At 57.4% G+C, this 19110-nt stretch carries 17 protein-coding genes; 13 read left to right on the top strand and 4 right to left on the bottom strand.

The annotated features are described in order from the left end of the window. Nucleotides 1-73 precede the first annotated feature (73 nt). The 3 genes from BCM02_RS07220 to BCM02_RS07210 all read left to right on the top strand — a co-directional run bounded on the left by BCM02_RS07220 (nt 74) and on the right by BCM02_RS07210 (nt 5781). Nucleotides 74-1333, top strand: coding sequence for an MFS transporter (locus tag BCM02_RS07220; protein ID WP_148928387.1), 1260 nt, complete (start codon nt 74-76; stop codon nt 1331-1333). Nucleotides 1334-1352: 19 nt separating this feature from the next. Next, nucleotides 1353-2540 carry an MFS transporter gene (locus BCM02_RS07215; protein ID WP_148928386.1) on the top strand — a complete coding sequence of 396 codons (1188 nt, stop codon included), beginning with the start codon at nt 1353-1355 and terminating at the stop codon, nt 2538-2540. Between the two features lie 232 nt (nt 2541-2772). Further along, nucleotides 2773-5781 (top strand): efflux RND transporter permease subunit, encoded by a 3009-nt coding sequence (locus tag BCM02_RS07210; protein ID WP_148928385.1) that lies wholly within the window; start codon nt 2773-2775, stop codon nt 5779-5781. A 124-nt stretch (nt 5782-5905) separates the two neighbouring features. Here the strand turns inward: BCM02_RS07210 and BCM02_RS07205 are convergent, their stop codons facing one another. Next, nucleotides 5906-6574, bottom strand: a complete 669-nt coding sequence (locus tag BCM02_RS07205; protein ID WP_148928748.1) for a YktB family protein — start codon at nt 6572-6574, stop codon at nt 5906-5908. Nucleotides 6575-6607: 33 nt separating this feature from the next. Then, nucleotides 6608-7147, bottom strand: coding sequence for a PCYCGC motif-containing (lipo)protein (locus BCM02_RS07200; RefSeq protein WP_148928384.1), 540 nt, complete (start codon nt 7145-7147; stop codon nt 6608-6610). A gap of 116 nt (nt 7148-7263) precedes the next feature. Between BCM02_RS07200 and BCM02_RS07195 the strand changes: the two genes are divergently transcribed. The 8 genes from BCM02_RS07195 (at nt 7264) to BCM02_RS07160 (ending at nt 15932) form a co-directional block, all read left to right on the top strand. Then, on the top strand, nt 7264-7482 hold the full coding sequence (locus BCM02_RS07195) for a hypothetical protein (RefSeq protein ID WP_148928383.1): 219 nt from the start codon (nt 7264-7266) through the stop codon (nt 7480-7482). Between the two features lie 176 nt (nt 7483-7658). Beyond that, the gene (locus BCM02_RS07190) at nt 7659-9620 is read left to right on the top strand and encodes a stalk domain-containing protein (RefSeq protein WP_148928382.1); all 1962 of its coding nucleotides are present in this window, start codon (nt 7659-7661) and stop codon (nt 9618-9620) included. A 161-nt stretch (nt 9621-9781) separates the two neighbouring features. Beyond that, on the top strand, nt 9782-10015 hold the full coding sequence (gene yidD, locus BCM02_RS07185; RefSeq protein ID WP_148928381.1) for a membrane protein insertion efficiency factor YidD: 234 nt from the start codon (nt 9782-9784) through the stop codon (nt 10013-10015). A 359-nt stretch (nt 10016-10374) separates the two neighbouring features. Next, nucleotides 10375-12378 carry a methionine--tRNA ligase gene (metG, locus tag BCM02_RS07180; protein WP_148928380.1) on the top strand — a complete coding sequence of 668 codons (2004 nt, stop codon included), beginning with the start codon at nt 10375-10377 and terminating at the stop codon, nt 12376-12378. 173 nt (nt 12379-12551) lie between these two features. Next, a complete protein-coding gene (locus tag BCM02_RS07175) occupies nt 12552-13562 on the top strand; it encodes a metal ABC transporter solute-binding protein, Zn/Mn family (protein WP_342791297.1) in 1011 nt (336 codons plus the stop codon). Nucleotides 13563-13598: 36 nt separating this feature from the next. Then, entirely contained in the window at nt 13599-14408 is an 810-nt protein-coding gene (locus BCM02_RS07170; RefSeq protein ID WP_148928379.1) for a metal ABC transporter ATP-binding protein, read from the top strand. Continuing rightward, the gene (locus BCM02_RS07165) at nt 14396-15196 is read left to right on the top strand and encodes a metal ABC transporter permease (RefSeq protein WP_148928378.1); all 801 of its coding nucleotides are present in this window, start codon (nt 14396-14398) and stop codon (nt 15194-15196) included. The genes BCM02_RS07170 and BCM02_RS07165 overlap by 13 nt, the downstream gene beginning before the upstream one ends. 22 nt (nt 15197-15218) lie before the next feature. Then, the gene (locus BCM02_RS07160; protein ID WP_148928377.1) at nt 15219-15932 is read left to right on the top strand and encodes a cytochrome c biogenesis CcdA family protein; all 714 of its coding nucleotides are present in this window, start codon (nt 15219-15221) and stop codon (nt 15930-15932) included. On the opposite strand, the gene splB is transcribed toward BCM02_RS07160, so the two are convergent. After that, nucleotides 15929-16999, bottom strand: coding sequence for a spore photoproduct lyase (gene splB / locus BCM02_RS07155; RefSeq protein ID WP_148928376.1), 1071 nt, complete (start codon nt 16997-16999; stop codon nt 15929-15931). The genes BCM02_RS07160 and splB overlap by 4 nt on opposite strands. Nucleotides 17000-17246: 247 nt before the next feature. On the opposite strand from splB, the gene mntR reads away from it, so the two are divergent. Beyond that, entirely contained in the window at nt 17247-17669 is a 423-nt protein-coding gene (gene mntR, locus BCM02_RS07150; protein WP_148928375.1) for a transcriptional regulator MntR, read from the top strand. Nucleotides 17670-17848: 179 nt separating this feature from the next. Next, nucleotides 17849-18787, top strand: coding sequence for a patatin-like phospholipase family protein (locus BCM02_RS07145; RefSeq protein ID WP_148928374.1), 939 nt, complete (start codon nt 17849-17851; stop codon nt 18785-18787). 5 nt (nt 18788-18792) lie between these two features. Here the strand turns inward: BCM02_RS07145 and BCM02_RS07140 are convergent, their stop codons facing one another. After that, nucleotides 18793-19083 carry a hypothetical protein gene (locus BCM02_RS07140; RefSeq protein WP_148928373.1) on the bottom strand — a complete coding sequence of 97 codons (291 nt, stop codon included), beginning with the start codon at nt 19081-19083 and terminating at the stop codon, nt 18793-18795. Between the last annotated feature and the right edge of the window lie 27 nt (nt 19084-19110).

Genomic DNA, 19110 nt, shown 5'->3' with positions numbered 1-19110 from the left:
GAACGAAACTAATATCGCCGTTATAAGACGGCGACAGCCGTTTCGCCTTGATCGTACCGAAAGGGGAGTCCATATGAAAATTTCCGCCGGCTGGGCAGGCAAAAAGGTGCTGAGTTCGCCGTTTGTCCTCCAGCTACTCATCATCATGTTTCTGGTCGAGTTCGTGAAGGGGGCGCTCATGGTCTCTATCTTGCCCGTCTATATGGGGACGGTGCTCGGATTCTCGGCTTACGCCATCGGCTGGGCGCTTGCGCTTCAATATATAGGCGATAACGCGTTCCGAAGCCCGCTCGGGTGGATCATCGACCGTCTAGGCTATAGGATGGTTATGTTGTTCGGAGTTATACTGACGTTCGCGTCCGTGGCGATCGTGTCGCTAACCGAAGGCGTTGGGTGGATCGTGCTGGCTTGCCTCCTGTTGGGCGTGGGCACATCCCCGCTGTGGCCGTGCGTAATTACGGGCGCCACTGCCGTTGCGGGCAACGAAGCGAGCGGATCGATCATGAGCGTCGTCTACATGGCTTGGTTGACGGGCGTCGGGATCGGACCGGTCGTTATCAACTTCTTCATCTTGCATTCCTTCGCGCCGGCATTTCGTCTTTTGATCGGCATGATGGTCGTCGTCGTGTTCGTTGCGCTGCTGCTGCCGGGCCGCTCGAAATCTCGCGAGATCGAAGGGAAGGAAGCGCCTGCGGTCCTTCATGCCGGAGGAGAGCGCAAAGCGCCGCTGGGGGAGCGAATCGGAAGTTATTTTGCGCAAGTCCGCGCCTCCGTGCATGCCAGTTGGCTGCTTTATCCGGCGATGTTCATTCAGAACTTCGCGCTCGGCCTGCTTACGCCCGTGCTGACGCTATATGCCCGCACGGTGCTTCATCTGACGCCGCAGCAATACAGCATGTATTTGGTAGCGGGCGGCGCGGTGACGGTGCTGGGGCTAATCCCGGTGGGCAAATGGGTCGACAAAGTCGGGACCAAATGGTTTCTTCATGTCGGTTTCATTCTGTCCGCCATCTCGCTGCCGATGCTCGGCTTCACGCGCAATCTTCCGCTCGTGCTCGCCATCGTGGCGGTTGTCGGGCTTGGCTATGCGATGATTATTCCGGCGTGGAACGCGTTGATCGCCGAAGCGATTCCGAAATCCGAGCGCGGCGCGGTGTGGGGATTCTTCCTGACGATCGAAGGATTGGGCGTCGTCGCGGGCAGCATTTTGTCGGGCAGATTGTTCGATTCGTTCGGTCCCCACGCGCCTTTCTTGGTCAGCGGATCGGTCATGCTGCTGTTGTTTGTTCTTCATTTGTTCATAACCAGACGCCCGGCGGTTGTGGTACGATAACAGGGTGGAGGAATGGATAATGAAGGATAAACGACTTCTCGTTGTCATGCTGATCCTGATGACGACCTTCATCGGGTTCGGGATCATCATCCCGGTATTGCCGGAGCTGATCAAGGCCTCGAGTCCGGGCGCCTACGAGCTGCATACCGGATGGATGTTATCGATTTATTCGGCGATTTCGTTTTTGCTTTCGCCGCTATGGGGCGGATTGTCGGATCGGATCGGACGGCGTCCCGTCATACTCGTTGGGGTGCTCGGCTTTGCCGCGAGCTTCCTCGTCTTCGGCATAGCCGACGGCAATATGGTGTTAATGTACGTTTCCCGCATTGTGGGCGGGTTGTTCTCCGGCGCGGTGACGTCGGTCATCGTCGCTTACGTGGCGGATATTACGCCGCCGGACCAACGCACGAAGGGCATGGGGCTGGTCGGCATGTCGATCGGACTGGGTTTCACGATCGGTCCCGGTTTCGGCGGTCTGCTAAGCCTGGTGTCCAATAATACGCCGTTCTACGCCGCGTCCGCGTTGGCGCTCGCGACCTTCCTGCTTGCCGTCACGCAGTTACCGGAATCACATCCGCCGGAGAACAGGACGCAAGGCGAACGGAGGGCATCGCGCTGGACCGCGTTCACCGGTTCGGTCAAATATTTGTACGTGCTGGCGCTGTTCGTCTCGTTCTCCCTTGCGGGGCTCGAGTCGACGCTCCAGCTCTTCGGAATTGTACGATTCGACGTGACGCCGCTTGACGTCGGCGTGATGTTCCTCATCTGCGGGCTGGTCGGCGCGCTGATCCAAGGCGGTGTCGTCAGACGCATGATTCGCAAAGGGGACGAGCCTAAGTACATCGCGATCGGTCTGGTCGTCTCCGCGGCAGGCTTTCTCCTGCTGATGACGGCGCATAGCTTCTGGACGGCGACGACCTATTTGGCGATCTTCGGAATCGGCAACGCGTTAATCCGCCCATGCGTCACATCGTTGATTACGCAGAAGACGACCGTGGGCACGGGAACCGCCTCCGGTCTCAGTTCCTCGATGGACTCGCTCGGCCGGATTATCGGACCGCTGTTGGGCACGTTTTTGTTCAGGCTTGATCTGCAGCTGCCTTTTCTGGTTGGCGGCCTGCTCTCGCTGGCAGCGCTGCTGCTGCTCATGCGCTTCCGGATGATCGACCGTTCGGCCGCGCCGGCCAAGACGACGGCTGCTTCTTAGCGGCTTCTCGATACCGCCCCATCCATGACCGTTATTCTTGCTTTCCCGCTACCGGGCAAGCGAGAATAACGGTTTTTTACATACGCGTTTCAACCTTCAGCCGGAAGGAGGCATCCGTCCCGAGACCGGGGCAAAGATTAGTCTGCAGACGTTTTTGACGCTCCGGCGAAAACGGTAAGCTTTAGCAAGAAGTTCTCCGAGTAGAAAGAAGTTGAAGGGAGCCAAGAGGGGCATGCAAGCAATTACGAAGTGGGCGTTCAAGAACAGAGCGGCGATGATCATCGTCGTATTGATGGCGCTTGTCATGGGGGTCGTCAGCTATTTTCGTCTGCCGATGGAGTTTCTGCCGGAGGCGGATAATCCGCAGGTGACGGTCGCGGTCATCGGGCAAGGGTACGACGCGAAATCGATGGAAACCCAGGTTACCGCCAAACTGGAGGAGGCGCTCCAGTTTACGAAAGGCAAGACGACGATGGAGTCGACGACGGGCAACGGTTTTTCGCAGGTGAACCTGAATTTCGATTCCGATACGAATATGAAGGATGCGAAAGCGGAAATCGAGCGGGCCGCAGCGGCCGTTCAGCTGCCGGAGAACGTATCCGCGCCGTATGTCGTGCAATTCAATACGTCGATGATTCCGATCTCCTTGGTGACGTTCGCGTTTGATGCCAACATGAGCAAGGCGGAACGAGAAGAGGCCGAGAAGAAAATCGTGAACGATTTCAAGAAAATCGATGGAGCGGGCGAGGTTAGCTTGAGCGGCAAATCGCAGCCTACCGTATCCATCGTGCCGGATACGAAGAAGCTGGCGGAGAAGGGAATCCCCGTTCAAGCGCTGATGGGCGTGCTGCAAAATCGCTCGGCGCAGGCGGCCGTCGGAGAGAAGGACATCGCCGGCGAGTCGAGCAACATTAACGTGAGCGCCGATATCGCCGATATAGAGACGCTGCGCAAGCTGCAGGTCGCGCCGGGCATCGCGCTTGGCGACGTCGCCGAGGTGAAGCTGAGCGAGCAGCAGGATAGCATCAGCAGCCTCGCGGGCAAGGACGTTCTGATGCTGAGTATTTCCAAGACGGCGAACGCCAATGCCGTCTCGGTAGGCAAAGACGCGGAAGCGCTGGCCGACAAGATCAATGAAGAGATGAAGGGCGTCGAAGCCAAAGTATTGCTTAGCACGGCGGATCAGGTCGTCCATTCGGTCAATTCCATGATGCGAGAAGTGCTGATGGGCGCGCTGTTCGCGACAATCGTCATCCTATTGTTCATGCGCAACATCCGGGCTACGCTCGTCACGATCGTGTCGATCCCGCTGTCCCTCGGCATTACGCTGTATCTGCTGCACGCCTCGGGCGTCACGCTGAACATCATTACGCTGGGCGGCGTAGCCGTGGCGGTCGGCCGTCTCGTCGACGATAGCATCGTCGTCATCGAGAATATCTACCGGCGCTTGCAGAAGGAGTCGTTCTCGCCGCAGCTTATCATCGACTCGACCAAAGAAGTCGCGTCGGCGATTACGTCCTCCACGCTCGTGACCGTTGCGGTATTCATGCCGCTTGGCCTGCTCGGCGGTTCGCTGAAAGCGTTCCTGCTTCCGTTCGCGCTGACGGTAACCTATTCGCTGCTCGCTTCGCTGCTGGTCGCGCTGACGGTCGTGCCGCTGCTGAGCGCCGTATTCCTACGTGGCACGCGCATGGTCGAGCACGAAGGCTCGAAGCGGTTCTCGCGCTTCTTGACGTGGAACCTCAAGCATAAATGGGTGCCGCTGCTTATTGCCGGCTTGCTGTTCTTCGGTTCGATCGGCGCGTATTTCGCAATGCCCAAGGCTGCTCTGGATTCGTCCAGCGCGGAGAGCTTGAACGTTACGCTGGAATATCCGTCGAAGACGCCGCATGCGCAAGTGCTGGAGAACGGCCGAAAGCTGGAGAAGACGCTTAACGAACGAAACGAAGTGGAGTGGGTGCTGCTCTCCAACGGCAACAGCGCGGATAACGCGAAGTTCGGTCAAGTGTCATCCCCGACGCTCGTTACTTACAACGTGCAGATGAAAGACGGCGCGGACGCCGAGAAAGTGATCGAGGCCGTTAAAGCCGAGCGCGCGAACTATGCGGGCGCCGAATTGAACGCATCCGCTGCCAGCATGATGGGCGGCGGCGGTTCCACCAGCGTCACGGTCGACATTGTCGGCGATGATGCGACAACGCTGGAAGACGGAGCGGCGCAGGTGATGGCCGCCATCCAGCCGGTGAAGGACGTCTTGAAAGTCAAATCGAATCAAGAAGAGAAGAAATCGGTCTACACCTTCGCGCTGGACCCGGTCAAAGCGAAGGGGGCTGAGATCGCTTCCCAGCTTCAGGCGCTGCTCAATCCGATCCCGGTTGGCGCCGTGTCCTTGGAAGGTCGCCAAACGATGGTCATCCTGCAGCCATCGGTCAATCCGGCGAGCGAAGCCGATTTGAACGGCTTGACGGTCATGGCGGACAGCGGGCCGGTCGCGGTGTCCGCGATCGCGAAGCTGACGCAGACCGAAGAAGCGACGACGTTCTACCACAAAGACGGCAAGCCGTATATCCGCGTGACGGCAGAGGTCGAGCCTAGCCGGTTGTCGGTCGTCGGCGCGGAAATTACGAAGAAAGTCGATGCGCTCCAAGCGCCGGAAGGCGTCGAGTTCGTGATCGGCGGCGCATCCGCTCAGCAAGCGAACGACTTCGCGGATCTTGGCATGACCGCGCTCATCTCGATCGGGATCGTGTACCTCATCATGGTCATTACGTTCCGGACGCTGCGAGCGCCGCTGGCCATCATGTTTTCGCTGCCGCTGGCCGCAATCGGAGCGATCGTCGGGCTGCTCGTCTCGGGCATTTCGCCGGACTTCACGGCGATGTTCGGCGCGCTCATGTTGGTGGGCATCGTCGTCACCAACGCGATCGTGTTGATCGACCGGGTGAAACAGAACGAGGAGACGATGACGGTGCGCGACGCCCTCGTCGAAGCCGCGTCCACGCGGATGCGCCCGATTCTCATGACGGCCGTCGCGACGATCTGCGCCATGCTGCCGCTCGTATTCGGCTCCGCCGAAAGCGGTAGCATCGTCTCCCAGAGCCTGGCGATCGTCGTCATCGGCGGTCTGACGGTGGCAACGGTGCTGACGCTCGTCATCGTGCCGGTGGTCTACGAGTTGTTCTTCTTCCGCAAATCGAGAAGAGAACGCCGCGCGGCCAGCCGCATCGAGCATGCGGCATAACGGAACGATCTCGCGAAGTATCCGAAAAAGACATGAGCAAAAGAGCACCGTCCCGCCTGGGACAGTGCTCTTTTGCTTGTCTCGCCGCCGAAAGGAAAAGACGAGTCTATGTGGCGACACGTTATTACCAGGACATTTTATACAGCGGCAGCACGGTGCGGAACGTCTCCAAGGTTTTGGCGACGAATGCTTCGCCGTCTTGCAGCAGCGGGTCCTGGCGGTCGATGATAATGCCGCAGAGCGCCTCGGAAGCTTTCACTTTCTTCAATCGTTCCAGCAGCGCCCGCAGTCCTTCCTCGCCGAGCTCGCCCTGCAGGTCGCCGCCCGGCACCATGTGATCGCCCGACCACGCGTAGTGCGCGGGGATATGCGTCATGATATCGTCGATTTGCTTCAGCGCATGATCAGCGAATACGGTCTTCTTGTCCGATTCATAGATAATCGCGAACTGGACGAATACGTGGGAGCCGAACAGGCCGATTTGAAAATGGGGGAAAGCTTTGTAGCCGCGCTTGTTCGGCGCGTAAGCGACCCACGTGTCGTTCGGCGGATTAATCGTGCGGCGCGCGTGCTTGGCGACATGCGCGTAGATCGTCTCGCCGCACAGCTCGGTCAGCGCTGGCGCTAGACGGTCGCCAAGCTCGAACAGCTTGGGCCGAATCCGCTCGATAAGCAGCGACATGCGAGCCTCAAGGCCCGGTACGGCGAATACGTCGAAATCGTCTTGGTTAAATCCGGCGAACGGCGCTGTCGGCGCGCCTGCCGAAGGGGATGAAAGTTGTTCGTTTGCCATCGTCATCGGTGCGTATTCCTCTCTTTGTTGTTCTTAGGAAGCCGGCGGAATTGGGGTATCCGTCGCATATTGGGCTTGCGAACTGTATTTGGTCTCGATCGCGCTGCGAATGTCCGCGACGCTTTTGCCTTCTTGTTTCATGACGGCGGCTTGAACCGCGATCTCCATGCACGTGCCGCAGCGGGTGCCGTGATCGTCCCACGTCACCGATCCGTCGGGCTTCGTCTCGTTAATGAAGCATTCCAGGTTGCTGCGGTGGCCGGCCGAATCGCCGCAGCCGCAGTAACACGGAATGTAGGCGAGCACGTCTTGCGAAGCGGCCGCGGCTTGGTAAGCCTGGACGATTACGCCGTGGGCGTCGGTCAGAAAACCCGGCAGCGTCTCAACGCCGGCCGTCGTTTGACGCAGATCGCCGTTTGGCAAATGCGCATCTTCGTGGCCTGCATGGGCGTTGGCGTTCGTCGAATTCTTCGTCTCTCCGGCGCAGCCGCTTAGCGAGATCGCCAGCGCAGCCGCGCATGTGCCGTAAATAATGGTTCGGCGTAATACGAGCAAGGTCCGATTAGTCTTCATGTGTAGCTTCCTCCCGCTAGCAAATGCTTAAACTGCGGTTGCAATCCTCCGCGTAATCCGATACAGTCTAGTCTAGTTGAAGCGTTATGCTTTGTCCAATTGGAGGTTGATTATACGTGTGGCAGCAAATTTGGTTTCTCGTTAACCTGGTCTTTGTCGCGCTGCTGATTTTCTATATGTTCGCGCATCGAACGGTCGCGATCAGGCGGCTGGAAGGACGGGCGGAACCGCTTCGCAAAGCGATTCTTACCCGGAATATCGCGGGCATTCTCACCGCGGTTGCGTTTGTCTGCATGGCGGCAAGCTTCCTGATCAATATGCGCGTGAACGGCTAATGCCGGATCGGCATCCATTCCTGAGAATTGTGTCCATCTAATGTCTTTTCGACAAGAGAGCGAAACTTTATCGCTCTCTTTGACGTTTAAGTTGGCGTGGGTTTGACCGGCGGACGGGAATCGCGTTCGCCAATCACGAACATCAGCGTTCAACTAGCGGAAGAAGGAGACAAGACATGAAATCTTTGAAATGGTTGCTGAGTTTGTCGCTGTTGGCCGCACCGATCGGTGTCGCCGGCGCTTCGGTATCGGCGGCCCAAGGGGCGAATCAGCTGATCTTGAAGCTGAACAGCAAGATGATGATCAAGAACGGCGTCAGTTCGATGTCGGCCCAACCGGTTACGGCCAAGAGCGGCACGTCCTTCATTCCGCTCAAGTCGGTAGCCGATCAATATGGCTATAACGTCTCGTATGATGCGAAGACGAGGGAATCGGTCGTGAAGAACGCGCTGCACGAGTTTCGTTTCAAGGCGGACCGGAAGACGATTACGCGTGATGGAAAGGCGGTCGTGGCGCCGCTTGCGCCGTTCGCGCTGGGCGGCTCGATGATGGTGCCGATTCGAACATGGTCCAACATGACGGATAGCCAACTGAATCTGACGGGGACGACGATTACGCTCGCCTGGAGCACGAAGCCGACGGCGAATTTCGAAGTGACGACGTCCAAAATTTACGCGGGCGAAACAATCGTGACGTATGTCGATCGGTCGACGAATCAGACGGGGCAGCCGTTCGTGAATGAACAATGGACGGGCAAAGAGGAGATTTTCTACGAGGCGGGCATTCATACGATTACTCGGCAGGTGCAGGACGTAACGGGGGAATGGAGCGTTCCGTATTCGGTCACGATAGAGGTATTGCCGCCGAATCAGCCGCCTGTGGCGGAATTCAAGGTAGAGCGCGAAAAGTACCGGATCGGGGAGAAGATTTTGTTCACCGATCTCAGTACGGATGACGAGAATGCGATCGTCAAGACGAAATATATCGGACGGCCGGACGGCGACGCGTATTTCGAAGCGGGGGACAAATCGGTCACGCTGGAAGTAACGGATAGCCACGGGCTGACAGGCACCGTGACGAAGACGATTACGGTGACGGAAGAAGTGCTTTATACGAAGGAAGAATATGGCCGTCTATTCGCGAACGTGGGCGATAAGTTCACGGTGAACGGCGCCGCCGTATTACAATACCCTTCGATTAAATATGCCATTGAATCGGATACGGCGCAGTTGGTGCGCAGTAATAGTCCGGAGACGCTCATCAGCGAAGGCATCGCTTACGAGGATCAGCTGACAGGCCACGTGCGCTTCTTGTTTCACAACTACAACCAAATCGGGTACCCGGTTCGTATGTATCTGCTGGCGACGAACCGGAACGGCACGACGGCCAATGTCAATACGAGCACGTTCGGCATCGGCGGCCCGGATGCCTATGTGGAAAACACCGGCAAACTGTCGGTCGTTCGCTACCTGCAGTCGATCGCGAACAACGCCTCGCCGAACTGGACGGCGATCAAGCCGGGCCAGACGGTCGTGCTCCTGCCCGAGCTGAGCAAAGTGCCGATCAAAGCAAATCAGATCTACTCCGCGTATGCGGATCTGTATTCGGACCAGGAACTGGTCTACGACGTCGTCGTCGTGGCTGCGGACAAGGATCCGATCGCTTATCTGCCTTGGCTGACGGTGATGCCGCGCGACGGCAAGCATGTTCGGGGCACGTTCAATAACGCCAACCGGACGATCGAGATCAACGACCAGCTTGGCTATGAAGCGAACAGAATCACGCTCGGCGACCGCACGATGGACTCGTATTTGTTCGGCTATGATTACACGAGCGGCGTCAACGAGCTGAACGTCGGCAATTTCGGCGTCATGTACACGATGAAACTGAACCACGTCGCGCCGAATACCGTTATTGCGCTTAACCCTCGCGGCGGCGTATATACGGGCGCGTTTCTCGTGAACGGGCAGCTCGTCACGGTGACGAATAAGTCCGTCCTCTTGAACAACAGCGAGGCAGCCGTTCTCTACCGGACGGGCAGCACCGAGGAGACGGTCGAAATCAAATTCACGCTCGCCTCGGGCAGCTTCCTGCCGCTGGCGATGCTGTTCTTGCCAATGCCAGAAGTGAGATACTAAGTTTACAGCACTTTTTCAACTTATTTGCATGAACCGGAAGCCCGCCGTCCCCGAGATGGCGGGCTTCTTTCATTGGACGAGGCAGACGGGCAGGCGTGCTTTCGCCTCGAGAATGATTTACAATAGTCGTACGCATACTGCTTGAGGAGAGAGGAAGACTCATGCGCAAAGTGATCCAGGGACCTATTCATTTCTACCGCAAATTTATTTCGCCGATCAAGCCGCCGACATGCCGGTTCTACCCGACTTGTTCCGCCTATGCGCTTGAAGCGATCGAGAAGCACGGCGCGGCGAAGGGTTCATGGCTGGCCGTGAAGCGGATTTGCCGCTGCCATCCGTTCCATCCCGGAGGGCTCGATTACGTGCCGCCGGCTTCCGAGAAGCGACGCGCTTGACATTGGTTTGTCCGATTCGGTATCATTTGGAATAAGAGGTTTCAATACCATTTTCGATGAACGGATAAGTACACGGGATAGGTCCTTCTCAGAGAGCCGGGGCAGCTGCGAACCGGCAAGGCCCGCTTGTGGAAGATGGTCCGGGAGAATCCGCTTTCGATCCGCGTCGGCGGCTAGGGGGCGGCGTTTCGGCCGCGTTACAGGTCATCCGCTCGCCCTCGCGGGGTTGAGCGATTCATGAGCTTTCGCCTGGAAGGGCGGATGGAATTTGGGTGGTACCGCGTGAGCTTACAAGCTTTCGTCCCATACGGGATGGAAGCTTTTTATTTTGCCCATTAACTATAGGAGGCGATCTTGCCATGAGCGACAAGAACAACACATTCTATATTACGACCCCGATTTATTATCCGAGCGACAAGCTGCACATCGGTCACGCGTACACGACGGTGGCCGGCGATGCGATGGCGCGTTACAAGCGGCTTCGCGGCTACGATGTTTGGTATTTGACCGGCACGGACGAGCATGGGCAGAAGATCGAGCGCAAGGCGAAGGAGAGCGGCAAATCCTCGCAGCAATTCGTGGACGATATCGTCGTCGGCATTCAGGACCTGTGGCGCAAACTGAATATTTCCAACGACGACTTTATCCGCACGACGGAAGTTCGCCATAAGGAAGCGGTCGCCAAAATTTTCGATCGCCTGCTGAAGCAGGACGATATCTACAAAGGCGAATACGAGGGCTGGTACTGTACGCCGTGCGAGTCGTTCTTCCTGGAGCGCCAGTTGGTCGACGGCAACAAGTGTCCGGACTGCGGCCGCCCGGTCGAACTCGTCAAGGAAGAGAGCTATTTCTTCCGGATGAGCAAATACGCGGACAGATTGCTTCAATTTTATGAAGAGAACCCGTCGTTTATTCAGCCGGAATCGCGCAAGAACGAGATGATTAACAATTTCATCAAGCCGGGCCTCGAAGACTTGGCGGTGTCTCGCACGACGTACGACTGGGGCGTTAAAGTGGAAGGCGATCCGAAGCACGTTATCTATGTTTGGATCGACGCGCTCTGCAACTATATCACGGCGCTCGGCTACAACTCGGCCGACCCGAGCCAATACGACAAGTTCTGGCCGGCGGACGTGCATCTGGTCGGCAAAGAAATCGTCCGCTTCCATACGATTTATTGGCCGATCATGCTGATGGCGCTGGACTTGCCGCTGCCGAAGAAGGTTTTCGCGCACGGCTGGATTTTGATGAAGGACGGCAAAATGTCCAAGTCCAAAGGCAACGTCGTCGATCCGGTAACGCTAATCGACCGTTACGGCCTCGATGCGCTTCGTTACTTCTTGCTCCGCGAAGTGCCGTTCGGCTCGGATGGCTTGTTCACGCCGGAGAGCTTCGTGGAACGCGTCAACTTCGACCTTGCGAACGACCTTGGCAACCTGCTGAACCGGACGATCGCGATGATCGGCAAATATTTCGATGGCGAGATCCCGGCTTACGATGGCAGCGTTACGGCGTTCGACGCGCCGCTCGCCGAGCTGGCGACGAGCACCTCCGCTCAAGTCGAAGCGGCGATGGACAACATGGAGTTCTCGGTGGCGCTGACTCAAATTTGGCAGTTGGTTAGCCGCACGAACAAATATATCGACGAGACGCAGCCTTGGACGCTCGCGAAGGATGAGGCGAAGCGGGGAGAGCTCGCTTCGGTCATGTACCATCTGGCGGAATCGCTGCGGATCATCTCCGTGCTGCTGCAGCCGTTCCTGACCAGCACGCCGGCCCGTATCCGAGAGCAGCTCGGACTGCCGGAGGATGCGAGTCTCGCCGGATGGGAGAGCGTCAAGACGTTCGGCTTGATCCCGGGCGGAACGCGCGTGACGAAGGCCGAGCCGATCTTCCCGAGGTTGGACGCGGAGGAAGAAATTGCGTATATTGCCAATGCAATGAAGGGCGGAACAACGGCATCGGAAGAAGCGCCGGCGGCCGCAGGAGCACCGGCTACGGTACAGGGGGCGGCGGAAGGCGAAGCCGTCGAGCATAAAGACGAGATCGCGATCGACGATTTCGCCAAAGTCGAGCTGCGCGTGGCGCAGGTCATCGCGGCCGAACCGGTGAAGAAGGCCGACAAGCTTCTGAAGCTCCAGCTCGATCTGGGCTACGAGCAGCGTCAAGTGGTGTCGGGCATCGCGAAGTTCTACACGCCCGAGCAGATGGTCGGCCGCAAAGTCATTTGCGTCGTGAATTTGAAGCCGGTGACGCTCAGAGGAGAGCTGTCGCAAGGGATGATTCTCGCGGCGTCGCACGGCGATCAGCTGACGCTGGCCACGGCGCCGGACGAAATGCCAAATGGCGCGATTGTGAAATAACAGTGAACGTCCCCGGAGGCTGCACGCATGCGTGCAGCCTCCATTTCGTTGACAAGGCGAACAACGGCCGATATAATGTGAAACGTAAGTCTTACGATTAACGTTTTTGGTTATACTAAGGTATTGTTCATTTTATCTACGATATGAGGTGCAAGTAAGTGAGAAGAATGCGTATGAGCAAAAAGTTGACGGCGACCGTGCTGGTCGCTTTATTGTTTGTTATGGCGGGCTGTGGCAAGAATGAAGCGGCAACCGGACTGAAGGATGACCAGATGAATGTCGTGACGAGCTTCTATCCCGTGTATTTCCTGGCGAAATCGATCGGCGGCGATGCGGTCAACGTCGTGAACCTGATTCCAGCCGGCGTGGAGCCGCACGATTGGACGCCGAAGAGCCAAGATTTGAATACGGCATCCAAAGCGCAGCTTTTGTTGTATAATGGTGCAGGGCTTGAAACTTGGGTAGATGATTTTCTCCAAGGCCTGCCGAAGGACGGTGCGCTCAAGACCAAAGCGGTTAGCGAAGGCATTGCCCTCATCGAGGCGTCCGGCGAAGAGCACGCCGAGCATGCGGAAGAGGAACACGCGGCGGACGAACACGCGGAAGAGGAACATGCAGCCGAAGAGCACGAAGAGGAAGAGCATGCGCACGATCATGCCGGCGAGCACGACCCTCATACCTGGGTAAGCCCCCGTTCCATGCTCGTGATGGCCGATAACGTGCTGAAGGCGCTGAGCGAAGCGGACGTGGCGCATCAAGCGGCATTCGAATCGAATTACAAGACGCTCAAGGAACGTCTGACGAAGCTGGATGCGGACTTCACCGCCAAGCTCGGCGCGGCGAAGAAGAAAGACATCGTCACGACGCATCAGGCATTCGGTTATCTTGCCCGCGACTACGGATTGAATCAGGTGGCGATCATGGGCCTGTCGCCGGACGCGGAGCCGAAGGCGCAGGATTTGCTGGAGATCGCGAAATTCGTGAAAGAGAAAGGCATCACGCATATTTTCTTCGAGGAACTCGTATCGGCCGAGCTAGCCCAGACGCTCGCGAGGGAGACCGGGGCCGAGACGCTGGTGCTGAATCCGGCCGAAGGATTGACCAAAGAACAAGAGAGCGCTGGCGACGATTACGTCACGCTTATGGAACGCAATCTGGAGAACCTGGTCAAGGCGCTCCAATAATATCGACATATCAGGTCGGACAAGGAGGCGGCGGCGATGCTTAACGTCATTCAACAGCCGTTCTGCCATCAGAACATTATTGAAGTGAACGATTTGTCGTTCGCGTATCAGCAAAAGCCCGTTCTATCGAATTTGAGCTTTGCGGTGCAAGAACGCGATTTTGTCGGATTGATCGGGTCGAACGGCGCGGGCAAGACGACGCTGCTAAAGATGATCGTCGGCCTGCTCAAGCCCGATAGCGGCAGCATCAAGCTGTTCGGCGAGCCAATCGAGCGTTTCCGGGGATGGAACCGGATCGGCTACGTGCCGCAGAAGAACAGCTTTAACCCGCTGTTTCCGGCGACGGTACGCGAGGTTGTACTATCCGGGCTTTACAATAAGAACAAGCTGTTCAAGCGGGTGACCAAAGCGGATCAACTAAAATGCGACGAGGCGCTTCATGCGATGAACATCGAGGATTTGGCGTCCAAGCGGATCGGGGAGCTGTCCGGAGGCCAGCAACAGCGGGCTTTTCTGGCCAGAGCTTTGATTAATAATCCGGCGCTGCTTATTCTGGACGAGCCTACCGTCGGGATCGACGCGGAGACGCAGCAAGGATTTTTCCACTTGATCAAGCATATGCATCAACATCATAACATCACGTTTCTTCTCGTGTCCCACGACATGGATTGGGTTCGTTCTTACATTGGGGAGCAGCCGAAACAAGAGAGCGGGAAGATCAAGCTGTACGTGAAACACTCCCATGATTTAGAAGACTGCCGCGAGTCCAATTTGACGCACAGCCTTCGGGAGCTGCGGCAGCGATCGGAGAACGGGAAAGCGAGCGTGTCCAGTTGGAAATCTTAACAAGCGAATTTTTTCAAAGAGCGCTGATCGGCGGCATTCTGATCGGCGTGACAGCCCCGTTAATGGGGTTGTTCCTCGTGCTGCGCAGGCTATCGATGATCGGCGATACGCTCTCGCACGTCTCCATTGCCGGCGTTGCGCTCGGGTTTATTATCGGCGTCTACCCGCTCGCGGTGGGTCTCGTATTCGCGCTGGCGGCCACCTTCGCGATCGAGAAGCTCCGCAAGGCGTACAAGTCCTACGCGGAGCTGTCGATCGCCATCATCATGTCGGGCGGCGTGGCGCTGGCATCGTTGCTGTTCTCGCTCGAGACGGGACCGGGCATCAACGTGGAAGGGTATCTGTTCGGCAGCATTTACACGCTGGACGATTTGGATCTCATGCTGATCGGCATCGTGACGCTCGTCGTATTGGTCGCCGTTGCGCTCCATGCCAAAGAACTGTTTCTTATTTCGTTCGACGAAGATGCGGCCGCGGTGAGCGGGTTGCCCACGAAATACTTCAATATGATGATCAGCGTGCTAACCGCGCTCGTCATTAGCGTCTCGATCAAGATCGTCGGCGCGCTGCTCGTATCGGCGCTGCTCACCATTCCGGCAGCCTGCAGCCTCGTGTTCGCCAGAAGCTTCAGACAGTCGATCGTGACGGTCGTCGTCATTGCAGAGATCGCCGTCATCGGAGGTCTGATTATGGCGGGCGTGTGGAATTTGGCGCCGGGCGGCACGATCGTCATGCTGCTCATCGCGATGCTTCTGCTGCTGCTTACCTTCCGAAGACGCAAAGCTTAATGCCAGGTGGGAGTGGATACACATGTCTGACGTAAATATTTGGATGGCGTTCGGGGCGGGGTTCGCCTCGTTCATCTCGCCATGCTGCTTGCCGCTGTACCCATCGTATCTGTCGTACATAACCGGCGTATCCGTGACGGACCTCAAGAGCGACAAGCCCGGGGCAAGCATACGGATCAAAACGATGACCCATACGTTGTTCTTCATCCTTGGTTTCTCGATCGTGTATTACACGCTGGGTTACGGCACGAACGCCTTCGCCGATTTGTTCTCCGAATACCAGTCGCTCATTCGCCAACTATCGGCCGTATTGATTATCCTCATGGGATTGATCTTGACGGGGCTGATCCAGCCCCGCGTCCTGCTGAAGGAACGCAAGTTCGATACGCGGATGAAGAAATCCGGCTATTTCGCCTCGTTGATCTTCGGCATCGGCTTCTCCGCCGGCTGGTCGCCGTGCACGGGACCGATACTCGCCGCCATTCTGGCGCTGGCCGCTTCGGAGCCGGGAACCTGGTTCCAACTGACGACCGCTTATTCGCTCGGATTCGCGATTCCGTTCTTCGTCCTGGCCTTCTTCATCGGCACGGCGCGCTGGATCGTCAAGTATTCCGCTATCATGATGAAGGTCGGCGGCGCCGTCATGATCTTGATGGGCTTCCTGCTCTTCACGGACCAGATGACGCAGATTACGATTTACCTCAACGGCATTACGCCGGAATGGCTGAAGTTCTAAGTGAAATAATCGATCGTGGCATCGGGAAAATGGTCAAAGATGCGCTCCGAGATATACATGCGGAGCGCATCTGCTTGTTCATCGGGGTATACATACTTGCCCTGCCCCCAGCGGCCCCATTTGTACTTGCGCTTCTCGATGTCCATCTCCAGCTTCGTCTTCGGGTACCGCTTCTCGATAACGCCCTTCGCCGTCTTCGTGAACCGGTGTTGAATGAGCTCGAAGGTCAGACCGGCGTGCGCATCCCGGGGCAGCGCCTCCGCAAGCGATGCGAATAACTCGGCGTAACCTTCCTCCCAACCTTCGTGCCAGATGATCGGCGCGACGATGAAACCGAGCGGATAGCCGGCGCGCGCGACTTTCGCCGCCGCTTCGATCCGATCCTCGAACCGAGACGTAGACGGCTCGAAGTGTTTAATGACATATTTATCGTTCACGCTGAACCGTATGCGCGTATGACCGTTATGGCGCAGACCGAGCAGCGAGTCGACATGGTGGAATTTCGTGACGAAGCGCAGTCTGCCATGCTCCTGATCCGCCATGAATTCGATCAGCTCCGCCAGACTGCCCGTAATCGGTTCCAGCCCGACGGGGTCCGACGTGCAGGCAGCCTCGAATCGGGTGATCTCCGGCTCGCGTTCGGCAATGTAGGCGCGCGCGGCCTCGATGATTTCGTCCGTATTGACGTAGACTCGAATATACGGCTTGGCCCCGAGCGTCGTCTGCAGATAGCAGTAGTGGCAGTGGCCCATGCAGCCGGTCGCGATCGGAATGGCATATTCGGCGGATGGCTTGGACGTGTCGAATTTGAGCGTTTTGCGCAGGCCGACGACGAGCGTGCGCTTGGCGATTTTATATTGTTCCAGCTCGGAATCGCCCGGCAAGTTGGTGATCCGATTATGCGATGTCGTCATCCGATAGGGGATGCCGGTTTGCTGTACCCACTCCATGATGCGCTTTCCTTTCGGATATTCCAGGGCGGCCGGCTCGAAAAACACGAGCTCCGGCACGAATGACGATGCGGCTTTGCGGGCGGCTGCTGGACGTTCCAGCGTGGTCGTGCTCATTTGCGGCTTCCTCCTCGGGCAGATTCTGTACCTGCGGCTAGTTTACGCCGACGAAGGAAGGGACAAACATGGAAAGTTCCGCTCGAGGTTGCTTCGGGCGTCCGCGGCATTGTATGATACATAGAGTGTAAAAGCGGGTGGCCCGCTTGCGATGGACGAGCCGTGCGCCCCGAAGAGATGAGGGCCGTGGCAGGAACACGCGGCCTTGGCACTGCGTAAGGACGATGGTTGAATGGGGGTTCTTTCAATGCCGACGCCAAGCATGGAAGACTACTTGGAGCGCATTTATAAGCTTATTGACGAGAAAGGTTACGCGCGCGTATCCGATATAGCGGAAGGATTGGAAGTGCATCCGTCCTCCGTGACGAAGATGATTCAGAAGCTGGACAAGGACGATTACTTGATTTACGAGAAGTATCGCGGACTCGTCTTGACGAACAAAGGCAAGAAGATGGGTAAGCGGCTGGTCGACCGGCATCAGCTGCTGGAATCGTTCTTGACGATGATCGGCGTCCAGGAAGCCAATATTTACGCAGACGTGGAAGGAATCGAGCACCACTTGAGCTGGGATTCCATTACATGCATCGAGACGCTCGTCGAGTATTTCCGGCGCGACCCGCATCGACTGGAAGAATTGCGCGCGCTTCGCTCCGAGTTGGATAACGAATAGCGAGTCTTGGCATCGGCCGCCCGCCCCGACTGGGGAGGGGCGGTTTTTTTTGTTGCCGCATGTTTGCCCGGGCACGACCAGTGCCAAGCTTCGCCCGCATATACATGACCTGACGCTTCAGCGCGAAAGAAACGCCGACATTCGGCACCGAAGAGCGCTGAAGGGGCGGGAGGGAAGCGATGACGACCATTAATGCCGTCTTCGAGGGCGGAGGCGTAAAAGGAATTGGCTTGGTTGGCGCGATCAAAGCGACGGAAGAGAAGGGGATCGCGTTCGGTCGGGTGGCGGGTACCTCGTCGGGTTCGATCATTGCGGCGCTGCTAGCCGCTGGATATACGGCGGAGGAATTGAGGCGTATCGTGGAGGGGACCCCGTTCCGGTCGTTTTTGAGCCGTGGAGGACTTTACCGGGTGAAGCTGATCGGCCCGGCCGCGAGGTTGTTCATTAAGGGCGGCTTATATAGCGGCGAAGGATTAACGTATTGGATAACGAGCCTGCTTGCTGCCAAGGGGATCCGCACATTCGACGATTTGCCGGCAGGGAAGCTCAAGATCGTCGCATCCGATATCACGAACGGAAAGCTGTTGGTTCTTCCGGACGATATCGCGGATTACCAGCTCGATCCCGGCCGCATGCCGGTAGCCGCGGCCGTGCGCATGAGCGCGAGCATTCCGTATTTCTTCGATCCGGTTCGGCTGAGGTTGCCGCGGCAGCAGCGGGGAGATAATAAGAGCGCTCGCCGAATGTGGGCGTATATCGTCGACGGCGGGCTGTTAAGCAATTTTCCGCTCTGGCTGTTCGATCCGGAACAGGGAGAAGGGGGACGGAGGACGCCGGTCGTCGGCTATCAGCTCGTCGGAAAAAACGAAACCGAACCCCGCGTCATCCGAGGTCCGGTTACGATGTTTCAAGCGATGTTCGAGACGATGCTGCAGGCGCACGACGAGCGGTACATCGAGAAGCAGAACCGCGAGCGCGCGATCAAAATCCCGACGCTCGGCATGCGTTCCACCGACTTCGATCTGACGACCCAGGAAAGCGATGCCTTATACAAGTCAGGGTACGATGCGGCCCGGACGTATTTCGCCAAGCCGGGCTGCCGCGTCTTCATCCCGTGAATGATTTAATGATACTTCGGCAGGTTGTCGTCGTCCTTGCCGCCTTCGATGACGCGGAACGGCATGGTCTTCCGCGTCTTTGGCTTGCTTTGCGCCGGCTGCTGCGCCCGCATATGGGGTTTAGCCTTCGGCTTGGCGCGACGGCCGCGCATTTGGTAGAAGTACGCGGCGAAGATCGCGCCGAGCACGATGACCGGAAGCAGCAGCCGTCCGGGAAAAAAGATCAGCTGATAGACAAGACCTAATCCGGCGAGAACTAAAACGGCGACGAACAGAGGACTCATTTTTCGCGGCATGAAACTCACCCTTTCTCCCGATGTTAA

The organism is Paenibacillus methanolicus, assembly GCF_008124765.1.
Lineage (GTDB): Bacteria > Bacillota > Bacilli > Paenibacillales > Paenibacillaceae > Paenibacillus_Z > Paenibacillus_Z methanolicus.
Note: the sequence above shows the minus strand (reverse complement) of the source record. Positions and strands in the feature narration are given on the sequence as shown.